Genomic DNA, 20,141 nt, shown 5'->3' on the forward strand with positions numbered 1-20,141 from the left:
CTATAGGAGTTTAGACTAACCGCGCTGATCTGCGCGGTTAGTCTAAACTCCAGTAATGAGGTCAATTTTACGCTCCAGCTTTTGCTGTTTCTGTGGACTCAGTTGTTGGCTTGGCTTCAGTTTGAGGAGATTGAATCTGCTTGAGGTGAATCGTATTCACTTGGTTAATAAAGGTTTCCACCGATTCCTGTACTTTTTGTTTGCGCTGGGCTTCATCTGGTAGATCGTAGAAGCGATAGGGCGAAACTCCTAGAATAAATTTTTCCTGTTCCGCCTCCAATAATTCGACAGCCGTGTTGGCTCCAAGCCAGGTTTTCTGAAATGGAAACGAGGTTGAAATACTGGTGACAACCGCTGCTATAGCCGGGAAAATGACGGGTAACCAACGGATCGCAGTAGAGCTGCTATCGATCTTGTCCAAAAGTACCAAGATGGGCGTCACTCCTGATAAAACAACTGTAGAGATTTGAAAGATATAGTAGATGTTTCTGGCATTCCGTCGCGTCTCTTTGTAATCGTTAATCAGTTCCTGAGAATATTCAATCGCTCTACCTCGAATCAGATTGATCGGATCGTCCTCAACTCCAATCGCTTTGCCAAACATACAATTGTAAAGTTCGGCTTTTCTTTGATTATCCAGTTGTTTTGCCGCTCGCTTGTAGGTTTCCTGGAAACGCCGATTGAGAAGGATAAGAAAGACGATAATGGTGAGAGCCGCGATCGTGTAGATGACTATTGTTAAATGAGCTTGGAACAAGACAGCGACTGCGAGCGCACCAACGCAACAGGCGAGCAGCAGAAACTCTATGAGGTTAAAAATTAGGGGAATCTTCACATCGGTTGTTCCCAAGCCACTGGAAGCTACTGAGTTACTGTTCAATTGATCGCTCATCTTCAAATTCCGACTGCTACAACACAAATTGCTACAAACAAAATCTATTATAGGGCAAACTATATGTCTGCTCTAATGTACTTCTATTTTACCATAAAAAATTACCAGTTATTGTGCGGAATAGGTGGTGGTAGCAACGATTGCAGCCTCAACATTGGTATCCTTCAGCTTTGCCCCATGGTGTAGGAAATTTTTACCGCTACGCCGCATGATACCCAATATAAAGATGGGTGATGGAGACTGGGGGGATCGAGCATGGTGCTTATCTTTACACTTGGATGAGACGGTTACCTTGAGTCTCCCAAAGGTGATAATAGTGACCGCCACGTAATAGCAGATCGGCATGGGTTCCTTGCTCAACTAAGCGGCTCTGGGCTTTAATTGTGATCAGAACGACCACCCATATAAAGAGCAGTAGCCAAAGCGATTCCCGGTAAAGCAATGACTACGGACAAGGGAGACTGAAACCAACTCGTTTGCTGATATCGTGCTTGGCGATACATGCAAGCAACGCTGGGAGTAGCATCACTCAACAAAACGCTACTGGCGATCGCCACACTCGATACAATACCCGCCGCCGACAATTTGGCTTTCATAGTGCTTCCTCCAACTTGGATCGATTCTAAACCCAAACTCTCCAACCGAGTACCAACACAAAAAAGGCGACCTCATGCGATCGCCCGTGATAATATTCTTCATCTTCTTACTTCCCTCTCCTCGCAGGAGAGGGGTAGGGGGAGAGGTCAAACCTTCGCCTCATCCCGCACCAACTTATCCCAACCCAAATCCTTCAGAGAATTATTCCGACGCAAAGGACGAGTCACCAATTCCAACACATCGCGCGCATTAGTAAACCCGTGAATTTGAGCAAAAGTAAACTCAACCGACCACTTAGTATTAATCCCCCGCGCTTCCAACGGATTTGCATGAGCCATCCCCGTAATCACCAAATCCACTTTTTGCTCGTAAATCCGCTGAATCTGATTGTAATTATCCGGCTTTTCCACAATTTTCGGCAGCGGCACGCCCATTTCCTGACAGGTCTTTTCTAACAATTCCAATTCAGCCGCTTGATAGCGCTTATCCATGTAAGGAATGCCGATTTCTGGACAAGTCATACCGCAGCGAATTAAGAACCGTGCTAGCGATATTTCCAGCAAATTATCGCCCATGAAAAATACCGACTTGCCGCGAATTAAACTAATGTAATCTTCCAAACTTTCCCAAATTTGTTTTTCCCGTTCATCCAAACCTTTCGGTTCAATTCCGAACACCGCGCAAATTTTTTCAATCCAAGCGCGAGTACCATCGGGACCAATTGGGAACGGTGCGCCAATCAATTTGCACTTGCGACGACGCATTAAAGTTGTGGCAGTTCGCGACAAGAAAGGATTGACACCCGCGACATAATACCCTTCTTCTAAAACGGGCAATTCAGTGTAGCGCTTCGAGGGTAACCAACCAGAAACTTTAATCCCTTGCTTCTTCAATTCCAAAGTTAATTGAGTTACAACCGGGTCGGGTAAAGAACCGAAAAGAACTAAGGTTGGATGCTTGACATATTCCGATTCTTCTGCTAATACTTCTTCTTTCTTTTTACCGAAGTTGAGCAGTTTTTGAATGGCATTGCGTTCTTCTTTTTCGGCTTCCTTTTCTTTGCTGGGACAGCGCGCCGCCATTGCGGCTAATACGGTATCTTCCCCTTGGGTGAAAGCGTAGTCCAGACCGTTGGCGCGCGCGGTGACAATCGGAACTCCAATTTCGGCTTCCAGCTTGGGTGCTAAGCCTTCCAAATCCATTTTGATGATTTCCGTCGTGCAAGTGCCGATAAAGACAATTACACTGGGGTTGCGATCGCGCTTAATCTGCAAGCACAATCGCTTCAATTCCTCATAGTCATTCAATTGCGCCGAAATATCTCCCTCTTCCAACTCCGCCATCGCGTAGCGGGGTTCGGCGAAAATCATCACCCCCATCGCGTTTTGCAGGAAATAGCCGCAAGTCTTAGTACCAATCACCAGGAAAAAACTATCTTCAATTTTCTGGTACAGCCAAGCCACGCAGCTAATCGGACAGAAAGTATGGTAATTCCCAGTTTCGCACTCAAAGGTCAGCGCTTGGGGTTGTTGAGTAACAGTCATTTGATGTTAATCCTCTCTCTATAAATGGACGCAGAAATCAGTCGGGTACTCGCCCCGTTATTTCAATTTCTATTAATTTGGGCAACCAGGAGTGTAAGTGCGGAGTGTACCCAACCTTACAACTCCAACAGATTTTTTGGCGATACTGACGGCGGTTAATCGTTAACTGCCAACAAATTTGTTATTTCTTCCAGACATCATCATCGTCTTTCAAGTCCACTTCCCCAAGCTCCTCGAAAGTCATATCGCCAAAGGCATCCAAGTCATCATCATCCGATTTCTTGGACGATTCTTCGCCGAATCCAAGGAAGCTGATGTCACCCAAATCTGCCAAGGACTCATCTTTAGACTCAGAAGCAGTTTCGTCGTCGTCCCATGCATCTAGGGAGATGTCTTCCATATCCATCAGCGACGCTGCGGCAGATTCATCCGACGCTTCGGTGTCAAAATCAGCGAGTGCCATGGCACCAAAGGCATCCTCTTCTTCTTCGCTCGACTCATCAGATGCTTCGCTGCCAAAATCATCGAGCGCCATGACACCAAAGGCATCCTCTTCTTCTTCGCTCGATTCATCAGATGCTTCGCTGCCAAAATCAGCGAGTGCCATGGCACCAAAGGCATCCTCTTCTTCTTCGCTCGATTCATCAGACGCTTCGCTGCCAAAATCATCGAGCGCCATGGCACCCGACTCCAACGAGGATACTGCGAGCAAATCTTCAGTTGCCTCTTCCTCTTCTTCTGCGAGCAATCCCACCTCAGCAGATGCCTCAGATGGCGTTGGTTCAACTTTCCCAGGTGGACGGTTACCCAGGGCGATGTCGGGGTCGAAATTCAACTCCAATACATCGATGAGGGAGTCTGGATCGGAGTTTAGCCTGGAAAACGGGAACATCAACTGCGCCAGCTTGGGTTCGATCGCGTTGAGTACCCCCAGGATGAGGTAAGAGGGAGGTCGACGACCGCCATCTGGAGTCTTGACGCTATCGACCTCCATTTGTAAGGTCATCCAACTGTGATTTAGCTGAAAATATTCCAACCACTTCTTTTTTAGAGATGCCGTGAAGTCGTCAAAGAAAGCCACAGGTTCTCCCCCTCATCCTGAAAACTAGACTGTTTAAACCATCATTAAGTCTAGTTCTTCTTCCTCCGTCTTTGGCGTTGGTTTGGTCGGATTTAGGTAAAAATCTGACAACAATGCGAACAAATCCCGGTCTGGAGCATCGTTTGGCACCACGCCTTCTGGCAGCGCCAGTAGTTGGTCGGCGATGTTGAGGTAGTAGTCGCAGACGTAGTTGAGCGAGGGGTCGCTTTCTGCCATTTCAAACAAGGTCTTGCCCTTGACGCGGGACACGCGAATGTCTTCAATCAAAGGCAGCACTTCCAGCACCGGCATGGGGACGGATTCTACGTATTTATCAATCAAATCGCGCTTCGAGGTGCGGTTGCCAATTAAACCAGCCAGACGCAACGGGTGAGTCCGAGCTTTTTCCCGCACCGAGGCGGCGATGCGGTTGGCGGCGAACAAAGCGTCAAACCCGTTGTCGGTGACGATGATGCAGTAGTCGGCATAGTTGAGGGGCGCTGCAAAACCGCCGCAAACCACGTCACCCAATACGTCGAACAGAATCACGTCGTATTCGTCGAAGGCGTTGAGTTCTTTGAGCAGCTTCACAGTTTCCCCCACCACGTAACCGCCGCAACCCGCACCCGCCGGAGGGCCACCCGCTTCCACGCAGTCCACTCCGGCGTAGCCAGTGTAAATCACATCTTCGGGCCAAACATCTTCGTAGTGGTAGTCCTTCGCCTGAAGCGTATCGATAATCGTGGGGATTAAGAAACCAGTCAGGGTAAAGGTGCTGTCGTGTTTGGGGTCGCAACCAATTTGCAGCACTTTCTTCCCGCGTTTGGCTAAGGCTGTGGAGATGTTACAGCTGGTTGTGGATTTACCGATTCCCCCTTTTCCGTAAACTGCTAGTTTCACAGGCTTTTGTTCTCCTTAATTTTGGCTTGTCAGAATATGCTTTATTTGTCGAATTCTGCTTGGGTTTCGCTTTGTACACAAAAGCATTATTGTCCAACTTTCCCTGGATTGAAAGGGCTTCTCAAGACAGTTTAGGGTTTAAAACAGAGCATCTGCTTTTATTAGTTATTTATAAATTGCCAACCGCTTTCCCTTCAATATATAGCTTTTAAAAATCATTTAATTAAAGTTTATGTAGTTAAATATAATAATTTGGTACAATAAGCAAAAGTAAAAAAATCGGTTTCGCGGTGGGGTGCGATATGCATCGGGCAAGCTGAGGAAAAGCACTTCTGCTGAGTATGAATTGGGTGCGGTGATAAGACTTGGTGAAAGTTGCTCACCTACTCACCTGCTGACCTGCACCCCTGCACCCCTGCTGATCTGGGAGGTTTGGCAAGGGCGGTGTGAAATTAGTAAAGAATAATTAATTTTAGCGCTGGCTCGACTTCTGTCTTTGGTTGGTAGTCGCGGAAAATGGGTTAGTTACAATGAAGTGACGTTTGCCCCGCGATCGCATCATGTAACCAAAGAATATGCAAATCATCGAAGCGCTTGACCTGAGCAAGGTCTATCCGGTGGCAGTCAAAGAACCGGGGCTAAAAGGAACGCTGAAGCACTTTCTGCGCCGCACCTACCGCCAGGTAAAAGCCGTGCAGTCCGTTTCCTTCCAAATTGAAGCGGGCGAAGTGGTGGGGTTTTTAGGCCCCAATGGTGCGGGAAAAACCACGACGCTGAAAATGCTCACCGGACTGATTCATCCCTCCAGCGGCAAAGTCCAAGTAGCAGAACGCATCCCCTTCAAGCGGGACAAGGCATTTTTGCAAAAAATTACCCTAGTAATGGGGCAAAAACAGCAACTGCTGTGGGACTTACCAGCATTGGACTCGCTCAGAATCAACGCCGCCGTCTACGATATACCAGAAAAAGAGTTTCGCTATCGGGTGGGAGAACTCACCGAAATGCTTGCCCTCGAAGGCAAATTAAACCAACCCGTGCGAAAACTATCTTTAGGCGAACGCATGAAAGCGGAATTACTCGCCGCACTCTTGCACCGTCCCCAAGTACTATTTTTAGACGAGCCAACTTTGGGACTAGATGTCAACGCTCAAGTTGGCGTGCGCGACTTCTTGCGCGAGTATAACCAGCGCTACCAAGCGACAATACTTTTAACCAGCCACTACATGGCGGATATTACCGCTTTGTGCCAGCGAGTACTTTTAATTCACCAAGGACAGCTAATTTACGACGGCAGTTTAGAAGGGTTGTTAGAAAGATATGCCCCCTGTCGCGAAGTTCAACTCGAACTAGCTCATGCCCTACCTGAAGAAAAATTATCTCCCTACGGTGAAATAGAAGCAATCGAAGCGCGGGAAGTGCGCTTGCTGGTGCGACGGGAAGAACTCACCCGCACGGTTTCTCGGATGCTGGCTGAACTGGAAGTATTAGATTTGACCATTACAGATCCGCCGGTTGAAGATGTAATAGGTCGGGTATTCCGTGCCGGGGTGGTATCGTGAAATTGAGTTGCCTACACCCTAAAGGGTGCGGCTACACGAACTAAGCCTGCCTCCGCAGGCTTTGGTTTAGTCCGCGCAGGCGGACTTGGTTTGTATAGCCCCAGGCTTCAGCCTGTGGGCGTTATTAAGACAAGCGCAAGAGTGAAATGAAAAAAATTATCAGAAAAGCCAAGACGCTGATTGAAGTTTACTACGCCTACATGGTGGAATACCGAGCCGAGGTAATTTTATGGGTGTTGTCAGGATCTTTGCCGATTATTTTAATGGGCATTTGGATGCAAGCGGCGCAAGGTGGGCAGTTTGGACTAAAACCGGCAGACTTTGCTCGCTACTTTCTGGCAGTTTTTATTGTGCGGCAGTTTAGTACAGTTTGGGTAATTTGGGACTTTGAACGGGACGTAGTAGAAGGAAAGCTTTCCTTTCGATTACTTCAGCCGATAGATCCAATTTGGCATCACATTGCTTCCCACGTTAGTGAAAGGTTTGCCCGCTTGCCGTTTTCTTTAGCGTTGGTGGGTTTATTTTTCCTTCTGTATCCCCAGTCTTTTTGGATACCGAGTTTATCCAGATTATTACTGTTTGTGCTAGCGCTCGCTCTCTCCTTCTCCTTACGTTTCCTGGTACAATACACCTTCGCCATGTTCGCATTTTGGGTAGAACGCGCGGTGGCGATCGAGCAATTCTGGTCGTTGTTATATCTCTTTCTCTCTGGTATTATTGCTCCGTTAGAACTATTTCCCAGCGAAGTGAGCCAGGTAGTACTTTGGACACCATTTCCCTATTTAATCCATTTTCCCGCAGCATTGTTAATAGGATTACCTGTAGATGCAGTCAGAGGATTTTTGACAACATGGGGTTGGTTAATAATTTTCTTCGTTGGGAACCGTTGGTTGTGGCGTCGAGGATTAAAGCAATATTCTGGGATGGGCGCGTGAAGATGCGGGTATGCTGAAACTGCTTTTACAATTAGCAATTAGCAATTAGCAATTAGCAATGACAAGATATTTACGAGTATTGGGGTTATTTTGGGGAACTGCGATCGCAGCCGAATTGGAGTATCGAGTTAACTTTATTTTGGCAGCACTGAGCAGCTTGGGCAACCTGTTGGGCAGTTTATTTACCCTGTTTTTGTTTTACCGCACTGGTTATAGCTTCCACGGGTGGAAGTGGGAAGAAGCATTAGTAGTGCTGGGAGTGTTTACTTTACTACAGGGTTTTTCCAGTACCTTCCTCGTTCCTAACCTAAATCGCATCGTGCGACAAGTCCAAGAAGGCACTTTGGACTTTGTATTATTAAAGCCGATTAGCAGCCAATTTTGGCTTTCTGCCCGTAGCGTTTCGCCTTGGGGACTGCCAGATTTAATCTTTGGTTTGGTGTTAGTTGGATATGCCGGTACGCGACTGGGGATTAAAACCAGCGATTATGCGATCGCTGCCGTACCGATTGTATTTGGTTTGGGGATTCTTTACAGCTTGTGGTTTATGCTGGGAGCAACCAGCATTTGGTTTGTCAAAATTTATAATGTTACCGAAGTGCTGCGCGGGTTGTTAGAAGCGGGAAGGTTCCCGATGGTAGCTTATCCAACAGCTTATCGATTTTTCTTTACTTGTATAGTGCCGGTAGCATTTTTAACAACTGTACCAGCAGAAGCGATGTTAGGGCGGGTGGAAATTGGTTGGGTGATAGGTGCGGGAGTATTGGCGCTGGGGTTATTTTTGATTTCGATAGGGTTTTGGCGATTTGCATTGCGGTTTTATACGAGTGCGTCGAGCTAGCATGACTATGGGAATCCACTTGCGTGGTTACGGGGAGTTAAAATTAGCGAAAAACCGATTGTGCTAGTTGAATATACCGAAAGCGATTTAAGAATAAAAAAAACTTTCTGCCAGTTTAACCAACTTCTATTTCAAACCATATAATGGATTTGAACTCGACGGTGTTGGTAAATTCACTTTTTTCAAACAGAAAAATGACGTTTAATTCCGTTGACTTTGTAATTTTTGTTACAATAACTTATTTACTCTACCGGGTGCCTCTGGGCGGGCAAAACTTGATATTGCTCGCGGCTAGCTATATATTTTATGCCTGGTGGGATGTGAGGTTCGTTTTTCTGATCGTCTTATCAACCGCAGTAGATTTCTACTGCGGGTCTATGATTGAGACGGGTCGATTAACCCGATCTAGGCGCAGGGTTGCGGCTTGGTGCCTGATATTGGCAGCGTTCTTTTGTATTACCGTGCAATGGAATGCAGTTCGGCTCAACACAGAAACATTCGCTTTATCAGTGCAGTGGAATCAACTTCTACCTGCTGCACCGTCAGGGTGGGTGGTATTAATTGCGACAATAGCATTAGTAGCGAGCGCTAATCTGCTGTATCCAAGGTTTAGCGCAATCAAGGAAAAACAACGACGGGATTTGTTCCTGTGGATTAGTATATGTACAAACCTGGGACTCCTTGGCTTTTTTAAGTACTTCAATTTCTTCATTGACAGTGCTGTTGCAGGCATTCGCTCCCTGGGGATTGAGGCAGAATTATTAAATTTAAACATCGTTCTGCCTGTAGCAATCTCGTTTTACACGTTTAAGACGATAAGCTACACCGTTGATATCTATCGAGGCAAGATCGAGCCAGCGCAAAAATTTGCGGAATTTGCCCTTTTCTTAGCTTATTTTCCCTCATTACTTGCGGGTCCAATCGATCGCTCATACCACTTACTGCCGCAGTTGTCAAAGCCACGTAGGCTAAGTTTCGAGCAATCTGCTCAAGGCATTTTTCTGATATTATTCGGCTTGTTCAAGAAAGTGGCAATCTCTGACGGGGTAGCAGGTTCGGTCAATGCAATCTACGGTACGAGTGGGGCGGTTTCTTGGATTGATGTTGTTTTGGCAACTTTCCTTTACGCTATCCAAATCTACGGCGATTTCTCCGGCTACACCGATATGGCTAGGGGAATATCCAAACTGTTCGGCATCGAACTGATGCTCAACTTCAATCTGCCATATTTCTCCAAAGATCCTAGCGAGTTTTGGCGGCGGTGGCACATCAGTCTCTCTACTTGGTTGCGGGATTATCTCTACATTCCCCTGGGTGGAAACCGTAAAGGAGAGTTACGAACTTATCTAAATCTGATGACGACAATGGTGCTGGGTGGACTTTGGCACGGTGCGGCATGGAACTTTGTCCTCTGGGGCTTTTATCAAGGCGGACTTTTGTGCGTGTATCGAGTTTTTAGTCCCAAAGATAAGAAACAAAGTGCATCGCCAAATGGTTTGGGAAATTGGCAAGGGATAGTAGCAACATTGTTCTTCTTTGTATTAACTTGCTATGGGTGGCTGTTGTTCCGAGCAACATCTCTGGCTCAGATTGTCACGTTGACAAAAATTCTGTTTGTGGATATAGGAAACTTCGCCCTCACCATGCCAAAGCCGCCGTTACCTGCCTTGTTGGGTATTCCAATACTCATGGGGTATGAATTTTTGGCCTACAAATCTCAGAATCAAGATTTTTACCTTCGTTATCCAACCCCAGCGCGTGCAGCCATTTATGCAACAATGCTGGTTATTGTGTTTATGGGATTGAGCAATGCACCTGCACAGTATATATACTCTCAGTTCTAAGCTAGCTAAAAGTCAACAAATCCGTAAGGCATTTGTAACCGGAATGTGGATAGTTTTCTTCCTATTTGTGTTCGATATCTCGATCAATTTTCTGTTTCCGTATCCATCAGATCCGCGCGTAACTTCCCCCGGACAGCTTAACCTTTATTTTGAATACGGGCGGTCTGTGGAAGGAAAATTGGCGCGGATGATAGGGCCGACAGACGAATTAAGTGGGCCCGTCGCACAGGCTGGCTGGTTAGACCCAGAAATGTGGAAAAAATTAAATAGACCCACAAACCCTGCGCCTGGTGAAGATTTGCTTGTTGCCATCTACGGCATGTCATTTTCAAATCATGTGGGTGAGGCGATGAAGGAAATGGATGCCAAAATCGGGTTAAGATTAATCGCTGGACCGTCTGCGCCACCGAATTACGCATTCGCGGCGTACAACTTAGATCGGGGTAAGCACCAAGCCGATGTAGCGATTTTAGGGATTCTGGCTTCCAGCGTTAAAGCACTCCGAACAATCAGCGGTTTGACCTGGAATTTTGAAGTGCCTATTCCTTACACTTACCCGCGCTACTTTGTGGAAGATGGAAAATTGAAGGCGATTTGGCCTCAAGTTTTGTCGCTGGCTCAACTCCGCGCCGTCAGGCAAGACCAGCAACAGTGGAACGAATTTGTCACCCAAATTCGAGAAAACGATCAATTCTTTAACTCATTCTTGTTCAAGCGGAATTGGCTGGATAATTCTGCAATTGTACGGCTGATTCGCAGAGCTTATGCACAGCGGCATCAGGCGATGATTGCAAATAAAATTTATAATTCAGCCGGGTTCAATGCAGAAATAGACATCCCCGTTTTAAGCGCAATTGTTACCGATTTTGCGGCAACGGCTAGAAGTGACGGCAAATTGCCAATTGTGCTTCTGATTAGCGATCGCGGCTATGAAGATCATTTGTTTCAGGCGCTTTCGCCGACTCTGGAGGGCGCTGCAATTCCCTATATCAGTACTCATAATATTGCTGCGGCTACCGACATCAGAAACTTTGTTGCTGAGGGACACTTCACCAAGAGTGCTAACAAATTAATCGCCAAAGCAGTACTAAAGTTGATTAACGAACATTTTGACCGCCGCGATGTCTTGAAGCAATAGGGGAAGTTTCAAGTTCAGGACTTACGCACGACGCCGCCATCACCTTTGTTTCGACCGTCGTTCGCGAAGCGGAAGGGAGGCATATCTCTCGTTCCCAAACCAACGATTTTTTGTATCACCTTTGTTTCTTTGCCTGTTCACTTTCTCGGCTCCTCAATAGTCGTTTTTTCTTTACTTTGAGATTGCCTGTAGCAGTTTTAACAACTGTATCGCCGGAGGCGATATGAGGGCGAGGTGAAGTTGGTTGGGTGATAGGTGCGGGAGTATTGGCGTTGGGGTTATTTTTGATTTCGATTGGGTTTCGGCGGTTTGCGTTGCAATTTTATACCAGTGCTTTGAGTTAGAGCGAATGGGGAGCGCTCGCTGTAAATTTTTGTAAAAAATATTTAAGTTAACCAGGAGATTCCTAGTTTTTCTCGGATCTAAATAGCAGAAGGGAAAACAATTCCTTGGCAATACTTAACAATATTTAGAGGTTTAAAATGACAGACGAATCTACAGTTAAACTTACCCTAGCTCTCAAAGATCCGGACTTAGAGGAAGAAAGGCTAGATAGGACAACGCGAAATCTATTGCGAGATATAAAAGACCTGGATGGCGTAGAACAAGCAGGTTTGGTGTCACCAGAAGAAATGCCAGAGGGAGCGAAGGCGTTTGGAGGCACACTACTAGGAATTCTGACGGCTGAGGTCAGCCTACAAAATATTAAGGCTTTGCTGGGATTTGTGGGCGATCGCTTGGGGGACAAACCGATTGAGATAGAACTCGAAGCCAACGGTAAAAAACTCAAAATCAAAGCCAGCAGTAAGCAAGAGCTAGTAGCAGCGAATGAGGAAATAGTCAAGCCATTTTTTGCATCCCTGGCTTGTTAGGAGGTAGCAAATGAATAAGGTGGCACTGCTGATAGGAGTCAGCGAGTATGGTTCGGGGTTGAACCCGCTCCCTGGTGCAGCCAAAGATGTCGAGGCAATGCAGCGCATTTTGCAGCACCCAGAAATGGGCTGTTTTACCTCAGTAAAACAGTTAATTAATCCCGAACGACAAGCGATGGAAGAAGCAATTGAAACTTTATTTTCCGGTTGTCAAAAGGATGACCTCGCACTGCTTTTTTTCACAGGTCACGGCGTTAAAGATGAGAGCGGCAAGCTTTATTTTGCAACGCGCACCACTCGCAAAAATATCCAGGGAGAACTAATAAAAGCCACAGCCGTTGCAGCCAGTTTTGTACAGGATGTTATGAGCGACAGTCGCTCGAAGCGACAGGTGGTAATTCTGGATTGTTGTTTTAGCGGAGCTTTTGCCGAAGGTTGGTCTGCTAAAGATGATGGGTCTGTGAATCTTCAGGCTCAACTAGGTGGCGAGGGACGTGCGGTTCTCACATCTTCTACTTCAACTCAGTATTCTTTTGAGCAGAAAGAGTTAGACCTCTCGACTTACACTCATTACCTGGTCGAAGGGATTGAAACGGGTGCAGCAGATTTAGATAATGATGGTGCAATTTCTATTGATGAATTGCACGAGTATGCCAAAAAGAAAGTCAAAGAAGCCGCTCCCGCGATGAAACCAGAAATTTATGCGGTCAAAGAAGGCTTTAGGATTCTGTTGGCTAATGCACCCAGAGGCGACTCGAAGCTCAGGTATCGCAAAGAGGTAGAAAATTTTGCCTTTCGCGGCGAGATTTCTCATGTGGGTCGCTCGACATTAGACGAACTGCGAAATAATTTGGGATTGCTGCCGGAAGATGCTGCGGCAATTGAAGCTGAAGTTCTTAAACCTTACCAAGAATACAAGCGAAAATTGCAAACATACGAGGAAGTATTTGTTAAGGCGATTCAAAATGGATATCCTCTTAGTAGCCTGGCTCGCGATGAATTAAAACATTTTCAGCGGGTTTTAGGTTTGAGGGAAGAAGATATCGCTCCGATTGAAAAGCAACACAAACCCGTTAGATTTAAGCTGAGCGAAGTTGTTTCTAAGAAAGTCTCAGCCTTGAGAAATCCCAGAGCGATCGCTGGGACAGGTACGCTCGCGGTGGTGCTTTTAACAACCTATTTTCTGGTGATTCCGCAACTGCCCGTTTTTACATGCAGAGTTTTTGAGTCACCTCCTACCTGTACTGAAAAATTCTACAAGCTCGGCTTAGAAAAGTCTAAGAAAAGAGACTTTAAGGGAGCGATTGAGGATTTCGAGCGCGCGCTTGGCTTCAATCCCATACACGCTAAAACCTACCACAGCCGAGGCAGGGCATACTTCAATTTGGGCGACCATCCCAGAGCGATCGCTGATTACGAAACAGCAATTAAAATTAACCCCAACGACTACGAAACCTATCAATTTCTCGGAAACGTCTCCGCGAAGTTGAGCAAATATACTCAGGCTATCGAGTATTACAAGAAAGCCATTCAACTCGATAGCCGGGAAATCAAAGACGCCTACGTTTACGATGACCTGGGGGAAGCTTACTCTAAACTGGGAGACAAGCAGGGAGCGATCGCAGCTTATCAAACCGCCGCAGAACTTTATCAGAAAAAAGGATATACCCAGCAATACCAAGCGGCATTAGATAAAATAGCCAAACTTCAGGGATAGCCATAATTTTCTAAGTAAGAATCTCGACCCCAGAGTTAGTCACCGCGACGGTATGCTCAAACTGGGCAGAAAGTTTTCGATCTAACGTGAGAGCAGTCCACCCATCATCTAAAACTTCTACTTCCCAAGTCCCCTCATTAATCATCGGCTCAATTGTAAATACCATACCCGGTCTTAAACGCTTCCCCGTACCCCGCTTACCATAGTGGGGGATTTCCGGTGCAGCGTGGAAAATCCGGTGAACGCCGTGTCCGGTAAAATTTCGCACAACCGAAAAGCCTTGGGCTTCTGCGTATTCTTGAATTGCCGCGCCGATATCGCCAATCCGCGCCCCTGGTTTTACTTCAGCAATGCCTCTTTTGAGACACTCCTGGGTTACTTCTACGAGCTTTTTCGCTTTGGGTGAAGGCGTACCGACGAAGAAAGTTTTAGACGTATCGCCGTGGTAACCATCCACCAGCGGCGTCACGTCGATGTTAATAATGTCACCTTCTTTAAGAATTTGCTTAGCGCTGGGGATGCCGTGACATACGACTTCATTGACGCTGGTGCAGATAGACTTGGGAAAACCGTGATAGCCAAGGGGGGCGCTTTTAGCACCATGCGCTTTTGTCCAGCGTTCGGCTTCATCGTTGAGTTCGAGGGTAGTAACTCCTGGTTTTACCATTGGTTCGAGATGCTCCAGGAGTTGAGCAGCTAAACGCCCAGCTTGACGCATTTTATCTAATTCGCGGCTCGATAACAGTTCGATGGTTTCGGTGGTCATAGTGTTTTGTTTAATTTTTACTGGTTTTTGGGGCTGTATATATCAGTATCTCCTTAAAAGAACTTGAGTAAGCTGGGTACACAGCTTACCCTGGATGTTTTGTTGGTTTAATCCTGACTCTGGATTTCTATGATTTTTCTGCCAATCCATTGTGCGATCGCGGGGACGACGGCGTTACCAAGGAGTCTCCGTCTGCGAGAGTCCATCCGGGAGGAAACCCCATCAGCTTTTCCCACTCTGTCCAAGTCAAGTTTCTCGCCACAGAGTATTGGTCGGTCTGAATGACCTCCTTGATGTCCTCCAGTTTGGGCGCGTAACGTGGGGCAGATGCTTTTTGCCAGGGTATACCCGAAGCCACCGCGACGTTGTACCACAAGCGGATTGTCTCCGACAGCGCCTTCACGAAAGCTCGATCCAGTTTGCGTTTGGCTCGATTTTCGCGACGCAGAATCCCCAGACAATTCGCTGCTGTCAGTAAAGATTCTATAGGCACGTTGCGATCTAAAACTGGCAATAAAGAATACTCGATCTCGGTCGTGGGGTATGCCCGTATCGAGAGCGTTACACGATAGCCATCCCCCCAAATACCCGTGCGCTTCCAACGTGTCGATAACTGACTCAAGCGCGGTTCCTTGCTCTGCCGAGAGCAACCCAGGCACATTTTCCAACACCAACCACGCTGGCTGAACTTCTGCAACAAGTTCCATAAATTTGTAGAACAGTCCGCTTCGTTCCCCTGCGAGTCCTTTTCGGTCTGTATTGGCGTTGCTGAGGTCTTGACAGGGCCATCCGGCACACCATAAGTCAGCGGCAGGGATAGTTGCAGGTATGAGGGTTGTGATGTCTTCATGGATTGGTACGCAAGGCCAGTGACGTTTGAGGATTTTTTGGCAAAAGGGGTCTATTTCGCATTGGAATACGACTTTCATTCCCGATCTTTCAAAGCCAAGATCGAACCCACCAATGCCTGTAAAGAATGAGGCTACCCGCATGATGACCCAAAATTCAAGGGTACGGCCCTAAGAAGCGATCGCCGTTAAAATGGATGATATGAGTCGGTGCATCAGCCACCCAGACTTCCGTTTCCCAAGCAATTTCATTTAGATATTTTGCCATATCGCTGCGGAGATTAAAAGCAGTGACAAATACAAGCCCAGCAGTAGAATTTTGAAATACTGCTTGAAGTTCGTTCCTGCGTTTTGGAGTCACTGGGCCATGACTGGTAGTTGCTTCAACCAGCACCAGCCAATTCTTCTGAACATAGTGAACCACAACATCAGGCATCTTTCCATGTGCATCGGCAGTAACACCCAACGCTTCGAGTGACTCGCGATCGAAATAACCCCATTTATCACCCGTATCGCCTACATAAATTAGCCTTCCTCCAGGCGTGAATAGCTCGCAGAAATCATTGATAATTTTCTCTATCATAAGATTCTGCCCACCCGGTGACAAAGAGATTTTTTGCCCAGTTTTCAGCGTCACCGGAATCCGTTGTATCTCGCGTTCTTGAGCAGATCGCTGCTTCAATGTCTTAATAGACGTTAAGTAATTTTTTAGTTGCTCGCTCCAGTAATTTGTTTGGTAAGTACGAATCAATTCCAGGGCGCGACGCTCAATCTGATAGACGGTTTTTGGACTATTTGTAGGTCTTGAAGGCCAATCTGGATTGGGAATCAGAAAGCCAGCTTCTACAAACTGATGAACGGTGAAGCGACGAATCGTTTCGCGCGTGTTGGGTGCGTACATTTTACCATATTGTTGGGCAATAAACTCCATAATTGGAGTAATGCCGAGTAAAGGATTACTTGCTTCTGTCCACGGTGTATCGACCTTTAAATTAAGCAAAGCTAGTAATGTGAGGGCAGAGCGTTCGTTTTGCTGAGCGGGTGGTAACCCGATATCTCGGAGGATAGCTTTAGCTTCCTCAATCTTTTTGATAGCTTGAGTTGGATCGGGAGAAATAGGCGTATTAGACATGTAGTTGCGAGACGAGTTGATTTATGGCAAGTAGGTTTGCTCAGATCTTGCACCTGTGATTTTCGCCCGCCGTGGACTCAAGTCCAAAGGCTTTTAGCCCAAGTCCACTTCAGTGGACTGAAATCAGATTAACAGTCCATTTCAATGGACTTTCGCTATTAGCCAGAGAATTGATTCTCTGGCGGTTGTGGACTATGGTACAAGATCTGAGTTTGTCTACAATGTTTCTTTAAAAATCAAAAGATAACTGTATATATTGTGCGGGTGAAGTTACCTGCTCAGATGAGATGTTTTCCAAATTATCTAAGTATGCCCTTACAGAACGCGCTAAAGCTTTTGCTAATAGCGGCGGTACGGCATTCCCAATCTGATTAAACTGACTATTTTCAGACCCTTGAAACTCAAACCAATCTGGAAAACTTTGAAGCCGCGCCCCTTCTCTAACTGTTAGCCTTCTGCGGCGTCCGTCGGGTAAGCGGATTCGCAACATATCGCCAGTTGCACCGCATAGATTGCGGCAAGTGACTGTTCTAGCAGGCGCGTCAAGATGTAAGTCTCTTGGTCTAATACATTTAGAGGCTTTCTCATATTTTTTGACATATTCATCCATACTGCTCGTGAGGAATTTTGATTCAGGGGTGGCTGATAATGCCAGTTCTCCTAATGCTTCTCCTGCTGTATAATGCCAGGATGAATTTGTTTTTTGAGGCCATTTCCAACCGCCTTTATGGGCTACGCAGAAAAGCCGCTCTCTCCGTTGTGGAACTCCATAGTCAACTGCATTTAAAATTTGCCATTCAACAAAATAGTTTAATTTTTGCAAAGCCTTGACAATTTCTTGAAAATAAGCTTGATTCCGAAATAACATTCCTCGCACGTTCTCAAATAAGGCAAGTTTAGGACGATACCGCTCAACGGCAGATAGAAATGTGGGAAAACCATCGCGGCTATCTTTTAATCCTCGTTGATTTCCTCCCACGCTAAAAGGTTGACATGGAGGGCCACCAATTATGACATCGGCTTCATCAACTAAATCCGATCCAGGTGTTAAATTAACTTGATAGCATGAACTTTGGAGATTGTGTCGATAAGTCGCGCTGGCATCTGCTAACATTTCGTAGCCAATCGTTCTAAAACCTGCGGCTTCAAAACCAAACGCCAAACCGCCACAACCAGCAAACATATCTATAACTAACGGCGCATCTGGTTGGTTTGACGATAGTTGCAGTTCTTGTTCGATTAGCGCTAGATAAGGAAGTTTATTTGTGAGTATTTTTGAGGTCATATAGTTCGGGTATAGTTTCCGGATAGCAGTGGAGACACGAAAGCGATCGCTAAACCAATGCTATCGCTTTCCTTGCCCATAAATCAAACAAATTTCCTCATAACTTCAGGACGCAATATTGCACACCCGTGTCAAAAATTCTCACACCTCCTCCCTCGGCAACTGTCTGCCGTAATGCCTCGGTATTAGTAACTTTTACACCAGCCAAATAATCGATTCCCATATGCGCTAAATCTGGCAACCAGGGTACTGTTGGCCCCATCAAAACTAAGTTGGCATTTTGCGACAACTCTACTAAGCGCGGAAAAGTTTTATTCACAATCGAGGTGGCTGTGAGAAAAACCCAATCGGCTTCTGGTAAGAGATATTCACAGGCAGTATCGGGTAAATCTTGACCGCTCGGTTGACGCTCAATTACCGTAATTTCTGTCTCTTGTTCGTACTGAGACAGTCCGGGATAGCGACCAATTACGACTACCCGTTTTCCCCGAATCAACGGTAAAAAATGCTCAAAAACAGCGAGGTTCGCCGCACCTTTGGGCGCAATTGGCTGGGCTTTTTCCAATAGCGGTGAAGATGGATTAATCGCTGCATTAATTGCTGCCATTCCAACAGTTGCTTGATAACTATCCCAAGAACGCAGCCAGGGGGCTAACTGTGCGATCGCTTTGTTAACCAACGTTCCTGCCCAAGGCAAGGTGCGGGTTGGCTGCCCCGGACTCATGCACAATCCCATCCCCTCTGCTTGGCAAAATGTCCAGGTTAAACCGATCAATACCTCGCGCACCAATGCCGTCGTTTGACTCGACTCCAGCAGTAAATCGTAGATTTCTCGTGGGTGTATTTTCATGCTTCCGTTGGTAAATCAGCACCTAACTTAGTATCTACTTTTCTTTTACTCCCTTCGCGCTAGAAGACTATCTACATCTTTCTTCTTCCTTCTTCGTGTTCTTCGTGTCTTCGCGGTTTATTAAATAGTTATTCTTACCTAGCGAAGCGAGTAATTTGTTTAGCTGCACCTATTGCTCTGCCTCTTTCTCAGTTAGCAACTGTATTTTGTGTAACGCCTAAAGCATCTGCAAGTTCCTTCTGTGTCAAATGTCGCAGCTTCCTAAGACGCATCAGAGGCGATGTTGCGGGTTCAGTCATGAGTTATTCGTCAGGTTGTCGCAAGGGTGGTACGTCATCAGGTATGCCCTCAACGTCTAACCGCATCGCTTTAGCCAGAGTTTTAGGAGAAACATTTAACTCTCGACACATCGCCAAAAAATGATCGACTCTCGGCAGTTTCCTCCTGTTAGCCCAGTTGTTGATGCTTAACTCTGTAACGTTTAGCTTCTGGCTTAGTTGCCGTTGAGTTATCCCCGCTGCTTCTATCAGTGTTTGTACGGTTGGTTCGTTGCTATCAAACGATTTTGTCATCTTAATACTATGGATCGGATTGTGTTCCTGACTGCGGCCCAAAATCGTCGGGTAAGTCTTCCAAACCGATCTGCAACAGTTTAACCAGGGTTTTGAATTGGCTGGGCGTTAACTTGGGTATTGCTCTGCCTCTTTCCCAGTTCGCAACTGTATTTTCTGTCACGCCTAAAGCATCTGCAAGTTCCTTTTGTGTCAAATGTCGCAGGGTTCTGAGACGCATCAGCGCTGATAAGGGCTTTTCTGCCATCTTAACCTAAATTAATTTAGCCTAAACAGGTTGACGGTTATCCCTAATTTGGTTTAGGCTAGAAAACATCAACCCTAAATCAATTTGGGGATAACGAGCAAAAAAGGCAGGCATCACAACAGGGCGATGCTGTTGGTTGCTGCTTGCCTTTGCTTTAGTGTCTCATCACGTTCTGCTGTTAGTAACCAACTCAAATCGTCAAGAGGTAATATGACTCACAACACCTACAAGACAAGTCTTTTTAACTGGGCAATTTTTCGCTTTGTGAACTGCAAACCCATTGCCGTTGGTCGGTTTCGGAGTCGCAGCGACGCTGAAGGGCATTTGCAAGTGTTGCGGCGTTTGATACCGGGGGTGGAATTTGCGATCGCATTTATCCCCCCTGAGTCAAATGATTCTGTAACTGTAGGGGCACGGCAACCGTAAATATTCGGGTAATCCAACAATATCCAGAACGCCGTGCCCCTACTCGCTGCCTGTGGGGTAAACTAAAAGATTGTGGATTCGCCCATAGGAGAATC

The 20,141-nt window shown here is 46.3% G+C and carries 23 protein-coding genes; 8 read left to right on the plus strand and 15 right to left on the minus strand.

The window, feature by feature from the left end; translation table 11 throughout:
- Nucleotides 1–67: 67 nt before the first annotated feature.
- The 7 genes from MiSe_RS15280 to bchL form a co-directional block, all read right to left on the minus strand.
- The gene (locus MiSe_RS15280; protein WP_226581020.1) at nt 68–892 is read right to left on the minus strand and encodes a DUF4231 domain-containing protein; all 825 of its coding nucleotides are present in this window, start codon (nt 890–892) and stop codon (nt 68–70) included.
- 108 nt (nt 893–1,000) lie between these two features.
- Nucleotides 1,001–1,237 carry a hypothetical protein gene (locus MiSe_RS15285; protein WP_226581022.1) on the minus strand — a complete coding sequence of 79 codons (237 nt, stop codon included), beginning with the start codon at nt 1,235–1,237 and terminating at the stop codon, nt 1,001–1,003.
- A 32-nt stretch (nt 1,238–1,269) separates the two neighbouring features.
- Nucleotides 1,270–1,488 carry a hypothetical protein gene (locus tag MiSe_RS15290; protein ID WP_226581025.1) on the minus strand — a complete coding sequence of 73 codons (219 nt, stop codon included), beginning with the start codon at nt 1,486–1,488 and terminating at the stop codon, nt 1,270–1,272.
- Nucleotides 1,433–1,591, minus strand: coding sequence for a hypothetical protein (locus MiSe_RS15295; protein ID WP_226581028.1), 159 nt, complete (start codon nt 1,589–1,591; stop codon nt 1,433–1,435). The genes MiSe_RS15290 and MiSe_RS15295 overlap by 56 nt, the downstream gene beginning before the upstream one ends.
- Before the next feature lie 44 nt (nt 1,592–1,635).
- Nucleotides 1,636–3,033 (minus strand): ferredoxin:protochlorophyllide reductase (ATP-dependent) subunit N, encoded by a 1,398-nt coding sequence (locus MiSe_RS15300; protein WP_226581031.1) that lies wholly within the window; start codon nt 3,031–3,033, stop codon nt 1,636–1,638.
- A 181-nt stretch (nt 3,034–3,214) separates the two neighbouring features.
- Nucleotides 3,215–4,114, minus strand: a complete 900-nt coding sequence (locus tag MiSe_RS15305) for a DUF5331 domain-containing protein (RefSeq protein WP_226581034.1) — start codon at nt 4,112–4,114, stop codon at nt 3,215–3,217.
- Between the two features lie 33 nt (nt 4,115–4,147).
- Entirely contained in the window at nt 4,148–5,014 is an 867-nt protein-coding gene (bchL, locus tag MiSe_RS15310; protein ID WP_226581037.1) for a ferredoxin:protochlorophyllide reductase (ATP-dependent) iron-sulfur ATP-binding protein, read from the minus strand.
- Between the two features lie 575 nt (nt 5,015–5,589).
- Between bchL and MiSe_RS15315 the strand changes: the two genes are divergently transcribed.
- The 7 genes from MiSe_RS15315 (at nt 5,590) to MiSe_RS15350 (ending at nt 13,920) form a co-directional block, all read left to right on the plus strand.
- On the plus strand, nt 5,590–6,573 hold the full coding sequence (locus tag MiSe_RS15315) for an ABC transporter ATP-binding protein (protein ID WP_226581051.1): 984 nt from the start codon (nt 5,590–5,592) through the stop codon (nt 6,571–6,573).
- 146 nt (nt 6,574–6,719) lie between these two features.
- Nucleotides 6,720–7,508, plus strand: a complete 789-nt coding sequence (locus MiSe_RS15320) for an ABC transporter permease (RefSeq protein WP_226581053.1) — start codon at nt 6,720–6,722, stop codon at nt 7,506–7,508.
- A 58-nt stretch (nt 7,509–7,566) separates the two neighbouring features.
- Nucleotides 7,567–8,349: an ABC transporter permease gene (locus MiSe_RS15325; RefSeq protein ID WP_226581055.1), complete on the plus strand. Its 783-nt coding sequence runs from the start codon at nt 7,567–7,569 to the stop codon at nt 8,347–8,349.
- Between the two features lie 194 nt (nt 8,350–8,543).
- Nucleotides 8,544–10,193, plus strand: a complete 1,650-nt coding sequence (locus MiSe_RS15330) for an MBOAT family O-acyltransferase (RefSeq protein ID WP_226581057.1) — start codon at nt 8,544–8,546, stop codon at nt 10,191–10,193.
- Nucleotides 10,159–11,331, plus strand: a complete 1,173-nt coding sequence (locus MiSe_RS15335) for a hypothetical protein (RefSeq protein WP_226581059.1) — start codon at nt 10,159–10,161, stop codon at nt 11,329–11,331. Before MiSe_RS15330 ends, MiSe_RS15335 begins: the two co-directional genes overlap by 35 nt.
- Before the next feature lie 482 nt (nt 11,332–11,813).
- The gene (locus MiSe_RS15345) at nt 11,814–12,203 is read left to right on the plus strand and encodes a hypothetical protein (protein ID WP_226581061.1); all 390 of its coding nucleotides are present in this window, start codon (nt 11,814–11,816) and stop codon (nt 12,201–12,203) included.
- 10 nt (nt 12,204–12,213) lie between these two features.
- The gene (locus MiSe_RS15350) at nt 12,214–13,920 is read left to right on the plus strand and encodes a caspase, EACC1-associated type (RefSeq protein WP_226581063.1); all 1,707 of its coding nucleotides are present in this window, start codon (nt 12,214–12,216) and stop codon (nt 13,918–13,920) included.
- Nucleotides 13,921–13,930: 10 nt separating this feature from the next.
- Here the strand turns inward: MiSe_RS15350 and map are convergent, their stop codons facing one another.
- The 8 genes from map to MiSe_RS15390 all read right to left on the minus strand — a co-directional run bounded on the left by map (nt 13,931) and on the right by MiSe_RS15390 (nt 19,620).
- Complete coding sequence (gene map / locus MiSe_RS15355) at nt 13,931–14,686, minus strand: type I methionyl aminopeptidase (RefSeq protein WP_226581066.1); 756 nt, start codon at nt 14,684–14,686, stop codon at nt 13,931–13,933.
- A 107-nt stretch (nt 14,687–14,793) separates the two neighbouring features.
- Nucleotides 14,794–15,678, minus strand: a complete 885-nt coding sequence (locus MiSe_RS15360) for a DNA cytosine methyltransferase (RefSeq protein WP_226581068.1) — start codon at nt 15,676–15,678, stop codon at nt 14,794–14,796.
- A 13-nt stretch (nt 15,679–15,691) separates the two neighbouring features.
- Nucleotides 15,692–16,666 (minus strand): BsuBI/PstI family type II restriction endonuclease, encoded by a 975-nt coding sequence (locus MiSe_RS15365; RefSeq protein WP_226581071.1) that lies wholly within the window; start codon nt 16,664–16,666, stop codon nt 15,692–15,694.
- Nucleotides 16,667–16,895: 229 nt separating this feature from the next.
- Nucleotides 16,896–17,951, minus strand: coding sequence for a DNA cytosine methyltransferase (locus MiSe_RS15370; protein ID WP_226581074.1), 1,056 nt, complete (start codon nt 17,949–17,951; stop codon nt 16,896–16,898).
- A 97-nt stretch (nt 17,952–18,048) separates the two neighbouring features.
- Entirely contained in the window at nt 18,049–18,801 is a 753-nt protein-coding gene (locus MiSe_RS15375; RefSeq protein WP_226581077.1) for a DUF364 domain-containing protein, read from the minus strand.
- A 188-nt stretch (nt 18,802–18,989) separates the two neighbouring features.
- Nucleotides 18,990–19,100 (minus strand): helix-turn-helix domain-containing protein, encoded by a 111-nt coding sequence (locus MiSe_RS15380; protein ID WP_226581080.1) that lies wholly within the window; start codon nt 19,098–19,100, stop codon nt 18,990–18,992.
- Nucleotides 19,101–19,103: 3 nt separating this feature from the next.
- A complete protein-coding gene (locus tag MiSe_RS15385) occupies nt 19,104–19,373 on the minus strand; it encodes a helix-turn-helix domain-containing protein (RefSeq protein ID WP_226581085.1) in 270 nt (89 codons plus the stop codon).
- Between the two features lie 7 nt (nt 19,374–19,380).
- Nucleotides 19,381–19,620: a helix-turn-helix transcriptional regulator gene (locus MiSe_RS15390; RefSeq protein ID WP_226581090.1), complete on the minus strand. Its 240-nt coding sequence runs from the start codon at nt 19,618–19,620 to the stop codon at nt 19,381–19,383.
- A 210-nt stretch (nt 19,621–19,830) separates the two neighbouring features.
- On the opposite strand from MiSe_RS15390, the gene MiSe_RS15395 reads away from it, so the two are divergent.
- Complete coding sequence (locus MiSe_RS15395) at nt 19,831–20,046, plus strand: hypothetical protein (RefSeq protein WP_226581093.1); 216 nt, start codon at nt 19,831–19,833, stop codon at nt 20,044–20,046.
- Nucleotides 20,047–20,141: the final 95 nt, after the last annotated feature.

The sequence above is a fragment of the Microseira wollei NIES-4236 genome (genome assembly GCF_020521235.1).
GTDB lineage: Bacteria > Cyanobacteriota > Cyanobacteriia > Cyanobacteriales > Aerosakkonemataceae > Microseira > Microseira wollei.

Coding starts and splice junctions, on each gene's coding strand:
- MiSe_RS15280 (WP_226581020.1), bottom strand. CDS start 892: ATGAGCGATCAATTGAACAGTAACTCAGTAGCTTCCAGTGGCTTGGGA.
- MiSe_RS15285 (WP_226581022.1), bottom strand. CDS start 1,237: ATGCCGATCTGCTATTACGTGGCGGTCACTATTATCACCTTTGGGAGA.
- MiSe_RS15290 (WP_226581025.1), bottom strand. CDS start 1,488: ATGAAAGCCAAATTGTCGGCGGCGGGTATTGTATCGAGTGTGGCGATC.
- MiSe_RS15295 (WP_226581028.1), bottom strand. CDS start 1,591: ATGAAGAATATTATCACGGGCGATCGCATGAGGTCGCCTTTTTTGTGT.
- MiSe_RS15300 (WP_226581031.1), bottom strand. CDS start 3,033: ATGACTGTTACTCAACAACCCCAAGCGCTGACCTTTGAGTGCGAAACT.
- MiSe_RS15315 (WP_226581051.1), top strand. CDS start 5,590: ATGCAAATCATCGAAGCGCTTGACCTGAGCAAGGTCTATCCGGTGGCA.
- MiSe_RS15320 (WP_226581053.1), top strand. CDS start 6,720: ATGAAAAAAATTATCAGAAAAGCCAAGACGCTGATTGAAGTTTACTAC.
- MiSe_RS15325 (WP_226581055.1), top strand. CDS start 7,567: ATGACAAGATATTTACGAGTATTGGGGTTATTTTGGGGAACTGCGATC.
- MiSe_RS15330 (WP_226581057.1), top strand. CDS start 8,544: ATGACGTTTAATTCCGTTGACTTTGTAATTTTTGTTACAATAACTTAT.
- MiSe_RS15335 (WP_226581059.1), top strand. CDS start 10,159: ATGCACCTGCACAGTATATATACTCTCAGTTCTAAGCTAGCTAAAAGT.
- MiSe_RS15345 (WP_226581061.1), top strand. CDS start 11,814: ATGACAGACGAATCTACAGTTAAACTTACCCTAGCTCTCAAAGATCCG.
- MiSe_RS15350 (WP_226581063.1), top strand. CDS start 12,214: ATGAATAAGGTGGCACTGCTGATAGGAGTCAGCGAGTATGGTTCGGGG.
- map (WP_226581066.1), bottom strand. CDS start 14,686: ATGACCACCGAAACCATCGAACTGTTATCGAGCCGCGAATTAGATAAA.
- MiSe_RS15360 (WP_226581068.1), bottom strand. CDS start 15,678: ATGCGGGTAGCCTCATTCTTTACAGGCATTGGTGGGTTCGATCTTGGC.
- MiSe_RS15365 (WP_226581071.1), bottom strand. CDS start 16,666: ATGTCTAATACGCCTATTTCTCCCGATCCAACTCAAGCTATCAAAAAG.
- MiSe_RS15370 (WP_226581074.1), bottom strand. CDS start 17,951: ATGACCTCAAAAATACTCACAAATAAACTTCCTTATCTAGCGCTAATC.
- MiSe_RS15375 (WP_226581077.1), bottom strand. CDS start 18,801: ATGAAAATACACCCACGAGAAATCTACGATTTACTGCTGGAGTCGAGT.
- MiSe_RS15380 (WP_226581080.1), bottom strand. CDS start 19,100: ATGACTGAACCCGCAACATCGCCTCTGATGCGTCTTAGGAAGCTGCGA.
- MiSe_RS15385 (WP_226581085.1), bottom strand. CDS start 19,373: ATGACAAAATCGTTTGATAGCAACGAACCAACCGTACAAACACTGATA.
- MiSe_RS15390 (WP_226581090.1), bottom strand. CDS start 19,620: ATGGCAGAAAAGCCCTTATCAGCGCTGATGCGTCTCAGAACCCTGCGA.
- MiSe_RS15395 (WP_226581093.1), top strand. CDS start 19,831: ATGACTCACAACACCTACAAGACAAGTCTTTTTAACTGGGCAATTTTT.